This is a genomic window from Siphonobacter sp. SORGH_AS_1065 (assembly GCF_030818595.1).
Taxonomy (GTDB): domain Bacteria; phylum Bacteroidota; class Bacteroidia; order Cytophagales; family Spirosomataceae; genus Siphonobacter.
Window position 1 is genome coordinate 1531977 of record NZ_JAUTAM010000004.1, and the last position, 15037, is coordinate 1547013.

At 45.6% G+C, this 15037-nt stretch carries 12 protein-coding genes; 6 read left to right on the forward strand and 6 right to left on the reverse strand.

Going from position 1 to position 15037, the window contains the following annotated elements:
• Positions 1–413: 413 nt before the first annotated feature.
• A complete protein-coding gene (gene fbaA, locus QE390_RS06980; protein ID WP_106637472.1) occupies positions 414–1499 on the reverse strand; it encodes a class II fructose-bisphosphate aldolase in 1086 nt (361 codons plus the stop codon).
• Between the two features lie 439 nt (positions 1500–1938).
• Between fbaA and accD the strand changes: the two genes are divergently transcribed.
• Both accD and QE390_RS06990 read left to right on the forward strand, forming a co-directional pair.
• The gene (gene accD / locus QE390_RS06985) at positions 1939–2793 is read left to right on the forward strand and encodes an acetyl-CoA carboxylase, carboxyltransferase subunit beta (protein WP_106637471.1); all 855 of its coding nucleotides are present in this window, start codon (positions 1939–1941) and stop codon (positions 2791–2793) included.
• A 171-nt stretch (positions 2794–2964) separates the two neighbouring features.
• Positions 2965–5529 (forward strand): family 20 glycosylhydrolase, encoded by a 2565-nt coding sequence (locus tag QE390_RS06990; RefSeq protein WP_307141602.1) that lies wholly within the window; start codon positions 2965–2967, stop codon positions 5527–5529.
• Between the two features lie 52 nt (positions 5530–5581).
• Here the strand turns inward: QE390_RS06990 and QE390_RS06995 are convergent, their stop codons facing one another.
• From QE390_RS06995 to pruA, 3 genes are all read right to left on the reverse strand, one after another.
• Entirely contained in the window at positions 5582–6847 is a 1266-nt protein-coding gene (locus QE390_RS06995) for a T9SS type A sorting domain-containing protein (protein ID WP_307141603.1), read from the reverse strand.
• An 82-nt stretch (positions 6848–6929) separates the two neighbouring features.
• The gene (gene mazG, locus QE390_RS07000) at positions 6930–7778 is read right to left on the reverse strand and encodes a nucleoside triphosphate pyrophosphohydrolase (RefSeq protein ID WP_307141604.1); all 849 of its coding nucleotides are present in this window, start codon (positions 7776–7778) and stop codon (positions 6930–6932) included.
• Positions 7779–7881: 103 nt separating this feature from the next.
• Complete coding sequence (pruA, locus tag QE390_RS07005; RefSeq protein ID WP_307141605.1) at positions 7882–9513, reverse strand: L-glutamate gamma-semialdehyde dehydrogenase; 1632 nt, start codon at positions 9511–9513, stop codon at positions 7882–7884.
• A 347-nt stretch (positions 9514–9860) separates the two neighbouring features.
• Here pruA and QE390_RS07010 point away from each other — a divergent pair, with 347 nt between their 5' ends.
• The 4 genes from QE390_RS07010 (at position 9861) to QE390_RS07025 (ending at position 12329) form a co-directional block, all read left to right on the forward strand.
• Positions 9861–10484 carry a sigma-70 family RNA polymerase sigma factor gene (locus tag QE390_RS07010; protein WP_106637467.1) on the forward strand — a complete coding sequence of 208 codons (624 nt, stop codon included), beginning with the start codon at positions 9861–9863 and terminating at the stop codon, positions 10482–10484.
• A gap of 262 nt (positions 10485–10746) precedes the next feature.
• Positions 10747–11037: a phosphohydrolase gene (locus tag QE390_RS07015; RefSeq protein ID WP_157830386.1), complete on the forward strand. Its 291-nt coding sequence runs from the start codon at positions 10747–10749 to the stop codon at positions 11035–11037.
• A gap of 149 nt (positions 11038–11186) precedes the next feature.
• A complete protein-coding gene (gmk, locus tag QE390_RS07020; protein ID WP_106637465.1) occupies positions 11187–11759 on the forward strand; it encodes a guanylate kinase in 573 nt (190 codons plus the stop codon).
• A 75-nt stretch (positions 11760–11834) separates the two neighbouring features.
• Positions 11835–12329 carry a hypothetical protein gene (locus QE390_RS07025; protein WP_307141606.1) on the forward strand — a complete coding sequence of 165 codons (495 nt, stop codon included), beginning with the start codon at positions 11835–11837 and terminating at the stop codon, positions 12327–12329.
• A 305-nt stretch (positions 12330–12634) separates the two neighbouring features.
• Here QE390_RS07025 and QE390_RS07030 read toward each other — a convergent pair whose 3' ends face one another.
• Both QE390_RS07030 and QE390_RS07035 read right to left on the reverse strand, forming a co-directional pair.
• The gene (locus QE390_RS07030) at positions 12635–13690 is read right to left on the reverse strand and encodes a UDP-glucose--hexose-1-phosphate uridylyltransferase (RefSeq protein ID WP_307141607.1); all 1056 of its coding nucleotides are present in this window, start codon (positions 13688–13690) and stop codon (positions 12635–12637) included.
• Positions 13691–13719: 29 nt separating this feature from the next.
• On the reverse strand, positions 13720–14898 hold the full coding sequence (locus tag QE390_RS07035; protein WP_307141608.1) for a galactokinase: 1179 nt from the start codon (positions 14896–14898) through the stop codon (positions 13720–13722).
• Positions 14899–15037: the final 139 nt, after the last annotated feature.

Below are 15037 nucleotides of genomic sequence, written 5' to 3' on the forward strand. Positions count from 1 at the left end.
AAATAAATGACTAGTAATAAAACCGCCTTTTACCCAGACGCGATAAAGTCGCGTCTCTACATTTCTAAACCCTAATAAAACTGCTCTTTCGGATTTGTAATCTGGAAGCTATCTGTCAAAGATTTATAATCTCAAGCAGCAAAACGGGCAGAGAACCCTTCCCTATCATTTAGAACGAAGAACTCACTGGGGTTTGAGTTGAGAAACCTGCTGCCAGCAGAAAAGCTGGCAGCAGGAGCTATGTAATGGAAACGCTTCCCAGTCACTCTTACCTTTATTTTCTCAACTCTCGCCTCATTGTCAGTCAAGTAACAACGAAAAATCAAAAAACGCTGACAGAACTAAATCTGCCAGCGTTCTCTAAAGAGTTAAGGTTCAGTAACTCAACACACCAAACCCAAAACTCCAAACTACTATAAGTATTGGTTTACGTTAACCGCGTTCAGATCTTCGAAAGCCGCTTTCAGACGAGCAATGAAAGACTTCTCACCTTCGCGTAACCATACGCGGGGATCGTAGAATTTCTTGTTCGGAGAATCTTCACCCGTTGGGTTACCAATCTGAGCCTGTAGGTAGTCTTCTTTGGATTTGTAGAAACCTAAGATACCATCCCAGTATGCCCACTGTAAATCCGTATCAATGTTCATTTTGATAGCACCGTAGCTGATTGCTTCGCGGATTTCTTCGCGAGAAGAACCTGAACCACCGTGGAATACGAAGTTCACGGGTTTCTCAGCTTCCAGATTATACTTCTCACGAATGTATTTCTGAGAGTTATTCAGGATTACGGGTTGCAGTTTCACGTTACCGGGTTTGTATACACCATGAACGTTACCAAAAGCTGCTGCTACCGTGAAGCGAGGAGAAATAGCATTCAGTTTCTCGTAAGAATAAGCTACTTCTTCAGGCTGCGTGTACAGACGAGAAGAATCAACGTCAGAGTTATCCACGCCGTCTTCTTCACCACCCGTTACCCCTAATTCAATTTCCAGAGTCATGCCAATTTTTGACATACGCTCGTGGTATTTTGAAGAGATTTCGATGTTTTCTTCCAGGGGCTCTTCTGATAAATCGAGCATGTGAGAAGAGAACAGAGGCTTGCCATTTTGCTCGTAGAATTTCTCCCCTGCTTCCAGCACGCCATCAATCCAGGGAAGGATTTTCTTGGCACAGTGGTCCGTGTGAAGAACTACCGCAACTCCATATTTTTCAGCCAGCAGGTGGATGTGCTGAGCACCTGAGATCGCACCCGCAATAGCGGCTTGTTCGTTTTCGTTTTTCAGGCCTTTACCCGCGTAGAACTGCGATCCGCCGTGCGAAAACTGAATGATTACAGGGGAATTCAGATCACGAGCCGTCTCCAGAACCGCGTTTACGGTGCTGCTTGAAATTACGTTTACGGCTGGAAGTGCAAATTGATGTTTTTTGGCGAGTTCGAATAACTCCTGCACAGCGTCTCCAGAAAGAACACCTGGAGCAATTTTAGTTGCATTGGCCATACCAATCGTTGAAATGAGAGATTATGATATAATTTTTACTCGTATCAAAGGAAGTCTTGAATCACTGGTTTTAGAGTAGGTGCACTCTTCCATTATTGACTCTTAACATCTCATGCTGATGAAGAAGAGGTGCTGCTTTCCGATTCTGAAGAATTGAAAATCAACTGTTGCAAACTTATGCATTTTTCCAGGGATCATCAGTACATCTCTATAAATAAGCTGGATTATGGGGTAGTTCGTTCAATTTTAGGTCTAAAAAATCCAATATTCTGTAAAAATTGGATTAATGCTGCCTTGAAAAGTACAAATTCTCGGTCTATCCCACGCATACAAGTCAGGAATGATCTATCTTTGATGTCCTAAATCAAGTGCTGAATGGCTTGACTTGAGGATACCCTCCTCCCTTAACCTTTCAGACTTCAAAACAAGAAGCAGAAATATGTCTTGGTTCACCCGGAAAGACAAGGGTATTCAAACGCCCACTGAAGCCAAACGGGAAGCCCCCGACGGGCTCTGGTACAAGTGCCCCGAGTGCGGTAACATCATGCATACCCGCGAGCACAAAATGCAGGCTTACACCTGCTCGAAATGTAATTACCACGAAAAAGTAGGTTCTCAGGAATACTTTGAACTACTCTTCGACGATACCCTTTATACTGAACTCGACGCCACGATGACCTCGGGCGATCCGCTTCATTTCAAGGATACCAAAGCGTATCCCGATCGTATCAAAGCCACGGAGAAAAAAACAGGTCTGAAGGATGCCGTTCGCACGGGTCACGGCAAAATCAATGGTATTGATCTGGTGGTTGCCTGTATGGACTTTGGCTTCATCGGTGGTTCGATGGGTTCTGTAGTAGGTGAGAAAATTGCCCGGGCGATGGATTACTCCCTCAAAAACCGGATTCCCTTCCTGATGATCTCAAAATCGGGCGGTGCTCGGATGATGGAGGCAGGTTTCTCGCTGATGCAGATGGCCAAAACTTCGGCTAAAATTGCCCTGCTCGACGAAGCAAAGATTCCTTATATCTCCTTATTAACGGATCCTACAACGGGAGGCGTGACGGCATCTTTTGCGATGCTTGGCGATTTCAATATCTCCGAACCTGGTGCCTTAATTGGTTTTGCAGGTCCCCGCGTCATTCGGGAAACCATCGGTAAGGATCTTCCTAAAGGTTTCCAAAGTGCTGAATTCGTTCAGGAACACGGTTTCCTTGATTTCATCGTGGATCGTAAAGAATTAAAAGATCGGCTGAGTAAGTTACTTGAAATAATTTGGGTACAGCCTTCCTAACGTACTAGTGAATGCATGAAAGCCTGGGTGAAAATCCAGGCTTTTTTTGTGGGTACTTAGATGGGATGAGCACATTCTAAGGGTTAACCTCTATTATTCTATTTTAAATCTTTCAAGTCTAGTATCTTTAGCCACTTGCTTAATCGTAAACATTGATAATCCTGTTGCTTTATGCGTCGTAGCTTACTTGCCGCTTTTCTTCTGCTAAGCGTCTGGGTATGCCTGAGCTGTAAATCTTCCGAAAAAACTTCGGGAGAATCGAGCGTGGCCATTTCCTGGAAACTCCTTACTAATTTCCCGAAAGATACCACAGGCTTTCAGGCCCAGTTTGTCTTAACTAATAAAGGTGAAGAAACCTTAACCAATGAAGGATGGACGCTGTATTTCAGCATGTCGCCCCGAACGATTCTGGCTTCCACTACCCCCGTTCCCGGCACCGTCGAACACATTAATGGCGACTGGTACAAACTCACGCCCACTGAAAGCTTTGAGTTAAAACCCGGAGCTTCCGTAACTATTCCTTACGCGGGGACAATCCCCATCAATAAAATGATCGACGCTCCGGTCGGACTTTATTTTGTTTTTGGAGAAGGCGAAAACGAACGCATCGAAACGGTAACGGAATATACCCCAGAGCCGATGACAGAAAAAGAACAGATCCTTCGTGGTCCGAACGACCAGATGCCTTTGCCCACAGCGGCGTATCATTACCAGCAGAATTCGGCTTTATCTTTACTCTCTCCCGAGCAGTTACCCGCTCTAACGCCGATGCCCGTTCAGGTAACCAAAGGTCAGGGCAATGTGAGTCTGAGCAGCCAATGGCCCATTTATTATACTAAAGAATTACAAAAAGAAGCTACTTTCCTCCATAACCGTCTGCAATCCTTAACGGGTACTTCCTTCCCACTGAAAGAAGCGACGACGGCGGCAAGCAAAGGAATTTTACTAAAGATTGCCCCCGTTACGGTAAATGGTGTTTCGAAAGAAGCTTATCAATTGAATGTGAGTAATGAAGGCATTACCATTACGGGTAATGATGCCGCTGGCGTATTCTATGGCGTTCAGAGCTTACTGGCTTTGGCTCCTGTCGCGGCTTATAACAAACCTGTGGCTTCGCTTACGTTACCCGCTCTGCAAATCCAGGATGCCCCACGTTTTGGCTTCCGCAGCGTTCATCTGGACGTTTCGCGTAACTTCCAAACCAAGGAAAGCGTCCTGCGAATGCTGGATTTATTAGCTTTCTATAAAATTAACAACCTGCTCTTCTACATTACTGAAGATGAAGGCTGGCGTTTGGAAATCAACGGATTACCTGAGCTTACCGAAGTGGGCTCACACCGCCAGCATGTGAAGAATATCAAGGATAATGCCTTACCTCCGGCTTATGGTTCTGGCCCAACCGCAAACGCCAAGGACACCTACGGAAGCGGTTACTATACCCGCAAAGATTTCATTGAAATTCTTCAATATGCGAATGATCGTCACATTCGTATTATTCCTGAAATAGGCTTTCCCGGCCACTCGCGGGCGGCTATTAAGTCGATGGAAGCTCGTTACGAGCGTTTCATGAAAGAAGGCAATAAAGAGGCGGCGGAAGAATTTCGTCTGATTGATCCTGATGATAAATCCGTATACAGCTCGGCTCAGGCGTATTCAGATAACGTGATTTGCGTAGTTCGTCCTTCGGCGGCTCATTTCTTTGAAACGGTGGTGAATGATGTCGTTAAAATATACGACGAAGCCGGTCTGAAACTCAACGCTCTGCACGTCGGTGGCGATGAAGTTCCGATGGGTGTCTGGACGAAATCTCCCCTGGTGGATGCTTTTCTGAAACAACATCCTGAAGTGAAAGGCCCCCGGTATTTACAGAGTTATTTCTTCGGTCAGATGTTACCCAAGCTGAAAAAGCATAATTTGGAAGTACACGGCTGGGAAGAAATAGGCTTGAATGTGGACGCGAATGGTACATACGTAGCAAACCCCGAGTTTGCCGGGAAAGGGGTCATTCCTTACATCTGGAATAACGTCTTCGACCTGGATCTGGGGTACCGCATGGCAAATGGAGGTTACCCCATTGTGCTCTGTAATGTTACGAACCTGTACATGGATTTGGCTTACAACAATGACCCCGCCGAGCCCGGTCTGTACTGGGGCGGTTATGTGGGGCCTCGCAATGCCTGGACGTTCGCTCCTTACGATTATTTCAAAACGACGTATGTGAATTCGCTGGGTAAGCCTCTGGATTTTTCAGGCAAAGAGAAGCTTCAGAAACGTCAGAATATTTTAGGACTGGAAGCTCAGCTCTGGACGGAAACCGTTCGCGGTCGGGACATGATGGAGTATTACGTTTTACCCAAACTGATGGGTTTTGCAGAAACAGCCTGGTCAGCGGAACGGAAATGGGAAACCATTGAAAATAAAGCCCTCCGCGAGCAAGCTATTTCAGAAGGCTGGAATGTTTTTGCAAATAACCTGGCTCAACGCGAGTTACCTCGTCTGCGTTACCTGAACGGGGGCTATAACTACCGCGTTCCCACGCCCGGAGCAATTCTGGAAAAGGGTATGCTAAAAGCCAATACGGAATACCCAGGCCTGCAAATTCGCTATACCACAGACGGTTCCGAACCTACCGTACAATCGAGCTTATATTCAGCTCCGGTAGCCGTGAAAGGCCCCATAAAGTTAAAGTGTTTTGATACAACGGGGAAAGGCAGTCGTAGCGTTACGGTTCAGTAAGCTGATTTTATAAAGTAAAAGCGGTTAGAGTCCTCCCTCTAACCGCTTTTTGTTAAGGAATAATAATTCGCTGGCTGGAAGTCTGATTCCCGACACTAGCTCGAAGCACATACATACCACTTTCCAGCATGGCCATGGGTGAAAGTAGGGTCTGTTCGCTGGTGAGTTGATCTACTTTCAAAGGAACGGGTTGCCCGGATTTTGAAAACAACTCGTAACTCATTTGTTGAATGGCTTGAACGTAAATGGCTTTAGCAGAAACGGCGGGATTACCCATTACCTGCCATTCAAATGTCGGCCTATTCCTTACAACAGATACCGTCCGACAGATGTATTGGGTTCCATCTTCATCTATTTGCCGGAGGCGGTAATAACTTGTTCCGCTTAATGGGTCTTCATCCACCGCTGAATACTCGTTCCGCTGCGTCGTCGTACCGGATGCCTCATAGGTTCCGATTACTTCAAAAAACTCGGCATCTTTACTCCGCTCTACTACGAAAGATTTAGCATTTTTCTCCTGACTGGTGGCCCAGTTCATTCTCACTTTAGTCCCAACAGGAGTGACTTTGAAATACACTAATTCCACAGGCATTGGGCCCATGCTTCCCTTAATTTTCAGATTATCAAAAGTGACGGTGCCATTACTGTTGTTCCAGATGAACTTGAAATCAGTAGGCATAACGCCCGTGGATAATTCACTGGCTTCATCAAATTCCAGTGAATTATCTACCCAGATGTCCATTTTATTAGCTTCCAGTGTGCCGACCCGGCCTTCGTCATCGTTGTAAGAGGTCGAAGCATTAGAGACGTTCATAATCCAGGTAACCGTTTTCGTACCCGAATAAGGGCCTTTGTTTACTGAACCGCCTTCCTGTACATGTAATTGAAAAGAGTTACCTAGGGTATTAAAGTGAAAACCTAAACGAGCGAAGACCGAAGCATTCGCGGGCAAGCTGCCGTTGTCATTGAGATTACCCACGTAGAGGTAATTGTAGAGCGTTGTCGCGTTGGAAGTTTCAGTAATGTTGGCCGAAATCGTAAACTGAATGTAAAGAATCGTTGGCGTTTGAGTAAACAGATCGTCCGTTTTAGAGAACCGAATCTGGCTTCCGGCGGCCTTGTTGAGCGTTAACTTTTGCGAAGAAAGATCAATCGTGGAGGAGCCATTGGCAACGAGCTCCGTGAATTTATTGGGGCCACCGCCTTTGTAGTCAGCAGTATTGGAAGAGCTACTAAAATCCTGCTCAAAGTACGTAGTTACTTGAGCATAGGTTAGGTTTACCCCGCAGAGCAGAAGAAAGGAATAAAGATATTTCATAAATAAGGTTGGTTATTTAACATTCAAACGTCCAACCTTATTCAGAAACTAACAATTATTTATACTCAAAAATTAACCAATGTTATTTAACGGTAGTACCTAAGCTTTTGGCTTCATTCCAATAGATGTCCATTTCAGCCAGCGTCATATCTTTCAGCACTTTACCATCTGCTTTAGCTTTTTCTTCCAGATACTGAAAGCGGGAAATGAACTTCTTGTTGGTGCGTTCCAGGGCTGTTTCGGGATTAATGTTAATGAAACGGGCGTAGTTCACCAGTGAAAATAGAACATCGCCAAATTCACCTTCCGCCTTTTCGCAATCATGCGAGGTTCCGGCTTTAAACTCGTCCTGAAACTCTTCCATTTCCTCCCGCACTTTTTCCCACACCTGTTCTTTTTCTTCCCAGTCGAAACCCGCTCCACGGGCTTTTTCCTGAATCCGCATGGCTTTCACCAAAGCGGGAAGAGAAGAAGGTACACCACCCAGCACAGATTTGTTACCTTCCTTAATTTTCAGTTGCTCCCAGTTTTGCTTTACCTCTTCTTCGGTGTCGGCCTGAGCATCGCCATAAATATGAGGATGGCGGTGCACGAGCTTGTCACACAGGCTATTCATCACGTCAGTAATGTCGAAATTACCCGTTTCTGAGGCGATTTTAGCGTAAAATACTAGATGCAGTAAGACATCACCGAGCTCTTTCTTAATCTCGGGTAAATCTTTCTCCAGAATCGCGTCCGAAAGCTCGTAGGTTTCCTCGATAGTCAGGTGCCGGAGTGTATCCATCGTCTGCTTCCGATCCCAGGGACAATTCTCCCGAAGCTCATCCATGATCGTTAATACCCGATCAAAAGCCATAAGCTGCTGCTTACGACGACTCGATAACTCCTCAAAAACCCGAGGCTGCTGCGAAGCGTGAAGTTCTTTTTGCATGAATGGGAAGTGTTTTGAGTTTACAGTTTTCCGTTGTCAATTTTCAGGGTTAATAATGTTAACCCAAAACTGATAACGGAAAACTGACAACTGTAAACTATACTTATTCTGCCAGGAAGGGGTAACGATAATCCGTAGCAGGGATAAAGCCTTCTTTAATGGTACGAGCGGATACCCAACGCAGCAGGTTTTGCATGGAACCCGCTTTGTCATTCGTTCCCGAACCGCGAGCTCCACCAAAAGGCTGCTGACCTACTACGGCTCCCGTACACTTGTCGTTAATGTAGAAGTTACCAGCCGAGTTAACCAGCTTACGGGTAGCCAGATCAACGGCGTAACGATCCTGAGCGAATACGGCTCCGGTCAGAGCGTAAGGCGACGTGCGGTCAATGAGTGACAGCGTTTCCTCAAACTGGGCAGCTTCGTATAAATAAATCGTCAGAACAGGTCCGAAAATTTCCTGCTCCATTGTTTCTGAATGCGGATCGTTCGTCAGGATGATGGTAGGATCTACAAACCAGCCTTTTGAGTCATCATACGTTCCACCCCAGATAATTTCGTTCGCAGGATTTTCTTTAGCCCGATCAATAAAACCCGTGATTTTCTGGAAAGCACGCTGGTCAATCACTGCGTTTACAAAGTTGGAGAAGTCTTCTGTTCCACCCACCTTGAACGTTTCGAGCATAGCTTTCATTTCCGCCCAAACGGAGTCCCAGAGGCTTACCGGAATATACGCCCGTGAAGCAGCTGAGCATTTCTGGCCCTGAAATTCGAAAGCAGCCCGTAATAAATTAGCGGCATACGCTTTAACATCGGCTGATTCGTGAGCGATCATGAAATCCTTACCGCCCGTTTCACCCACAATGCGGGGATAGTAACGGTAGTTATCCATGTTCGAGCCAATGTTTTTCCAGATGCTTTTGAACACCGCCGTGCTACCCGTAAAGTGGATACCGGCAAATTCTGGATGACTAAATACTAAATCACCAATCATCGGACCATCCCCCTGAATCAGGTTAATTACGCCGGCGGGAACACCCGCTTCTTTCAGCACCTGCATCAGTACGTAGGCTGAATACATTTGCGTGGGAGCAGGTTTCCAAACAACTACGTTACCCATCATCGCTGCCGATACGGGCAGGTTGCCTGAGATAGCCGTGAAGTTAAAGGGAGTTAAGGCGTATACGAAACCTTCCAGTGGACGATATTCTACCTTGTTCCAGATCGTCGCGTCGGGCGAAATGGGTTGATTGCGGTAAATTTCTGTTGCGAAGGCAACGTTGAAACGCAGGAAGTCTACCCATTCACAAGCCGCGTCGATTTCCGCCTGAAACGCGTTTTTCGACTGACCCAGCATGGTAGATGCGTTTAATAAATAGCGGTACTTAGTAGCAGAAAGCTCAGCCGCTTTCAGGAAAATAGACAAGCGATGTTCCCAGGATAATACCGACCAAGCATGACGGGCTTCGAGAGCCACCTCAATTGCCTCCGTTACGTGCTGAGGATCGCATTCGTAGAAATGACCCAACACGTACTGATGATCGTGTGGAGACGTCATGGCTACTTTTTTATCCGTACGAATTTCCTGATTCCCAATGTAAAGAGGCATATCAATCTGCTTCGACCGTAGTTCAGCCAGCGTATCTTTCAGTTTCTGACGCTCGGGAGAACCGGGAGCATAGCCATAAATGGGTTCGTTTTTAGGAATCGGGACGTTATAAATTCCGTTGGACATAAGGATTTATAGATGAAGTTTATTTTAGAACTGGCGTTTGACAATTGATTATTAAATAAGTCTGATCTACACTACGTTAACCAACCCTTTATGCAGTCAAATAATTCAATATCTTTGCGAAGGTACGGCTTTTCTATGGAATCTGATGGGAAAGACCGGGCCCTTCCTTCCCCAAAAGTAGCACTCATACCTGCTGCTGATTCCCTCATAGGGAATTCCTTCAGGGTTCAGGCATAGTTTTCTAGTGTGTTAATCTTTATTATCAGCCATTTTGTCAGCAGAACCCCGATGGCAGGCTTTTGTACCGTAATAATATTTTAGCTTTAGCCCGAAAAATAAGCACAGCCATGACAGCCGACGAATATATCGCCGTCCGGCAATATACAGAGACCGAAAAGTACAACATCTTCGACGGAGAGCTTATGCCGCACATCCAGTCGATGTATAACTTTGCCTTTCGGTTAACTCAAGATGAGGACGACGCCAATGACCTGGTTCAGGATACCTATCTGAAAGCGTTTCGGTTCATTAACTCTTTTGAGCGAGGAACCAACGCAAAAGCCTGGCTTTTCCGGATCCTGAAAAACAGTTTTATTAACGATTATCGCCGCAAGTCAAAGGAGCCTAGTAAGGTTGACTACCAGGAGGTAGAAACCTATTATGATTCCGAAGAAATGGCTGGTACCAGCCAGACTACTGACTTACGGGCTGAAACTGTCCAGGAGTTATTGGGAGATGAAGTGACCAATGCCCTGAACGCATTACCTGTCGATTTCCGTACGGTACTGATCCTCTGCGATGTAGAAGGATTTACCTACGAGGAAATGGCGAAAATTCTGGATATTCCTATCGGCACGGTGCGTTCACGTTTGCACCGGGCTCGGATGTTACTCAAAGAAAAGCTGAAAACCTATGCTTCGTCGATGGGTTATGACACGAGTGGAGAGTCGGAAGATGAAGATTCCTTATAAGTTGGAAACTTTTTAGCAGATTAATCTGCTATAGCATGGACTGCCCGCAAGCAGTCCTATTTTTCTGCTTACCAAAGAATCATCGTTTAGATTACTCTCCTTCAGTTTATTAAGAGAAAGAAATATAGTTTTAAAGAATTATCTGTAAATCAGGAACCAAAAAAGTGTAGTGTTGATTGTGGCCTAAGTTTTCCACGTTTACTAGGTGGTGTTTACGCCAACAAAAGCACCCGCTAATTATTTAGATGTTATCATGACTCCCATGACACCCGAATCCAGTTCATCTGCTGAAGCAGAGAAGGTGGTTAAGAAAGAGCACTGTGAGAATCACGCCGAATGCATGAAACTCATTCAGATGGTTTTGGACGGCGAAGCCGGTTCCGAGGAAATTGAACACGTTCGCCAGAATTTGGGCAAATGCTTACCCTGTTCCAACGGTTATAACCTCCAGAAAGCAATCAAGGAGGCCTTACAGTTTCGTGTCGAACACAAACCTGTCCCGCAAAATCTGGCTGATTGTATCAAGAGCAAAATACACGCCCTGGAAAAATAGACCTTTTACGGATAGACTACTTCTCTCACTTTTAAGAAGTTACGTTTTTTATACCTGATTTTAAATCATCTGATTTATTTTTGAGGCTACAATGACCTCGGGGTACGCTCCGAGGTTATTCATTAACAGACCTTAACTAATTCACTGGTTTGAACGGTAAAGCCATTATATTCTGTGCTCCTTCCGGTTCCGGAAAGACGACACTTGTCAAACATTTGCTGGCCTCCCAGCCCGATCAATTCGGCTTTTCTATCTCGGCCTGTACCCGCGACAAACGTGGCCGGGCCGAAGAACACGGAAAAGATTATTATTTCCTGAGCATTGACGAATTCAAACAGAAGATCGACGAAGATGCCTTCGCCGAATGGGAAGAAGTATATCCCGGCGGCTATTATGGCACGCTTAAATCGGAAATTGAACGCGTCTGGGCGGACGGAAAAGTGATTTTATTTGACGTAGACGTAAAAGGCGGACTGAAGCTGAAACAATACTTCGGCGATAGAGCTCTGTCGATTTTCGTGAAAGTACCCTCCATGGAAGTACTCGAACAACGCCTGCGTTCACGCGGTACCGAAACCGAAGACAGCATTTCTAAACGTCTCTATAAAGTGCGTTTCGAGATGTCTTTCCAGGATCAGTTTGACGTTATTCTAATAAACGACGATCTGGAAACCTCCACCACGGAAACTAATCGCCTGGTTTCGGAATTCATAGGAAAGTAGTTGATTGTTGCTAGTTAGTAGTTGTTTAGATTCCCTTTTCAACAACTATCAACAACCAACCCATAACTAAAAAATATGCGAATCGATTTTGATCAGATGCCTGACCATGCCCGGCTCTGGGTATATCAGGCCAACCGTACACTTTCTACTACCGAGCAGGAAGTGATTCAGAGTCAGTTGCAGGCTTCTTTTGAAGAATGGGCCGCTCACGGTCAGCCTTTAACGAACGCCGTCACGGTTCTTCAGGCGAGATTTGTATTATTAGCGGTAGACGAAAAAGCTTACGCCGCCAGCGGTTGCTCAATTGATGCTTCTACAAGAATCATCAGTCAAATTGGTCAGCAGGCGGGCATTGACTTCTTTGATCGTTCCATTGTTTTCAAAACTGAAGACGGCATTGACTCGGTGGATGGTCTAAAAGGAAAGTCCGCCGTAAAAGCCGGAACGATTCAACCCGACACGATTATTTTCAACAATCAGGTAAAAACCGTAGGCGAGTTTCGTGCTAACTGGGAATTACCCGCCGCCGAAAGCTGGATGAAGCGATTCTTTGTTGGCGTAGTTAGTTAAGGGGTTGTTTGTTTTGAGTTTTGGGTTTCGAGTTGATAGAAAAGTTAATCCTCCACTAGCAGCTTTTTCGCTGCTAGTATCTAGCGGGGTTTAATGGTATAACATAGCCCGGCACAAGAGCAGACTTACAAATAATACTAGAAAGCCATCTAAAGCGTGAAGCTTTAGATGGCTTTTTTTAATCGCTATCAACCCTTAACCAACAACGCTATATTATTAGGTGAATAGAAGGGCTACTCTATTGATCCGCTGCCAGCGAAAAAGCTGGCAGCTATCAGTTTTAGCCTTATAACAACTAATAACCATTAACCAACAACTCCACCTTTATAATGCGTTTTTGGTAATTCGCGTAGGCGTTTTGCACTTTGTTCGGGGGTAATGTCCCGTTGAGGATTAGCCAGCATTTCGTAACCCACCATAAATTTCTTTACCGTCGCCGAGCGTAATAAGGGCGGCAGAAATACAAAATGCCAGTGCCATTCGGGGTGAGCTTCACCATCTGTGGGAGCCTGGTGAATACCAGCCGAATACGGGAAAGAAACTTCAAAGAGATTATCATAAAGAATCGTTAGCTCCCGATAAGCCTCCGCTAATCCATCGCGTTCGGCGTCGGTCATATCCAGAATCGAAGCCATCGCCCGACGAGGAATAATCATGGCTTCATAAGGCCAGACGGCCCAAAAGGGAATCAGGGCTACGAAGTGTTCATTTTCGAAAAGAATCCGCTCTTTTTTTACCAATTCCTTTTCCAGATAATCACTCAACAACGTTCTGCCATACTTCTCAAAGTACTTCTTCTGATTAACCTGCTTACGATACGGTTCGTCAGGAATGCTGTATTGAGCCCAGATTTGACCGTGTGGGTGGGGATTTGAACAGCCCATGACAAAACCTTTGTTCTCAAAGATCTGAACGTGGTTAATCTCCGGCTTTGCTCCTAATTCTTCGTATTCCTGACACCAGGCATCTACGACCAGACGAATGTCTTCCGACGCCATTTCTGGAATGGTCAGGTCGTGACGAGGCGAAAAACAGATCACCTTACAAAGACCCGATTCACTCCGAGCCTGAAACAATTCCCCGTCCGAAACTTCCCCATAGGGTGTATCCTGAATCAGGGCTGAGAAGTCATTCGTAAAGACGTATACATTCTTATAATCAGGGTTTTTCTCGCCATTCGAACGCGTATTGGTCGGACATAGGTAACAGGTCGGGTCGTACTCAGGACGTTTGTCTTCGACCGATTTTTCCACCTGTCCCTGCCAGGGGCGTTTGGTACGGTGCGGCGAAACCAGCACCCAACTATCCGTTAAGGGATTATAACGACGATGTGGATGTTCATCAAACTGAAAATCACTCATGATAGAGTTTTGGGTTTAGAGTTAGGATGTTAAGCCTGTTCATTGGTTACTTCAATGCGGGAGGTACCTTTTTTGATGACTACTTTGTGAGTAACCAAATCCAGATTCAGACCCTCTTTATAAGCCTGGGTCATCTCGGTAATAAACTGATCTGCGTCTTCTTTCTTGACGAGGTTAATCGTACATCCTCCGAAGCCGCCACCCATCATACGAGCACCTAATACCGAAGAATTATTCCGCGTTTGATCCACCAGAAAATCCAGTTCTTCACAACTCACGGCGTAATCGTGCTGAAGTCCGTCATGCGTTTCATACATTTTCTGACCGAATGCCTCCAGATCGTTCGCCTGCAAATCCTTACACGCTTCCACCACTCGCTGAATTTCACCAACCATATACTTACAGCGTTTGAAGGTAATGGGATCAAATTCCGCTTCGTGCTCCAGCAGCAATGCCATATCTACATCCCGAAGGCTTTGAATGCTGGGTTTATGAGCCTGTAAAATGGCTACCCCCCGCTCGCACTCCTGCCGACGGGTGTTATATTCCGATGTTCCGAGGGAGTGTTTCACGCCGGTATCGCATAAAACCAGTACGTGCTCTTCCTGCGTGAAAGGGAAGTACTCGTATTCCAGAGAACGACAATCCAACCGAATTACGGAATCGGTTTCTCCCATTAAGGAAGCAAACATATCCATAATCCCACAGTTCAGCCCTACAAACTGATTTTCAGCTCGCTGGCATAACTGCACCAGGGTCATTTTAGGAATCCCCAGCTTGAAGATTTCATTCAGGGCGAAAGCCAGTCCGGCCTCCAGAGCAGCCGAAGACGATACCCCTGCCCCTACCGGAATATTTCCCCCAAAGACCAGATCAAATCCGTTTATCTCATACCCTAGCTTCTGAATCTGATCAATAACACCCTTCAGGTAATACGTCCACTTCTCGTCGGATTTTGTTAGGTTATCCGTCGTAAATGTCTCTTCCCGGTTAAGGTTATAGGCTATGGTTCGGCAAGTTTGATCGGGTCGGGGGCTAATCGCAAAAATCATTTCACGGTCAATGGCGGCGGGTAACACGAAACCCATGTTATAATCCGTGTGTTCGCCAATGAGGTTAATACGTCCCGGAGAACGTACCAGTAAAGCAGGTTCAGAACCAAAAGAATTTTTAAACGTTTCAAGTATCGCCGTCAGAAGAGAGTTCATGCGGATCGTTTGTGATTAGATTTTGCGAATTACTAGTTTCAAAAGAACAAGCTTTTTAGCAGATTTGGAGGAGCTTCAAGGCTTAATTCTTTGCTAACGGAACCTAGTTTGCCCAGCCTGAGGCATTGCAAAGGATTGC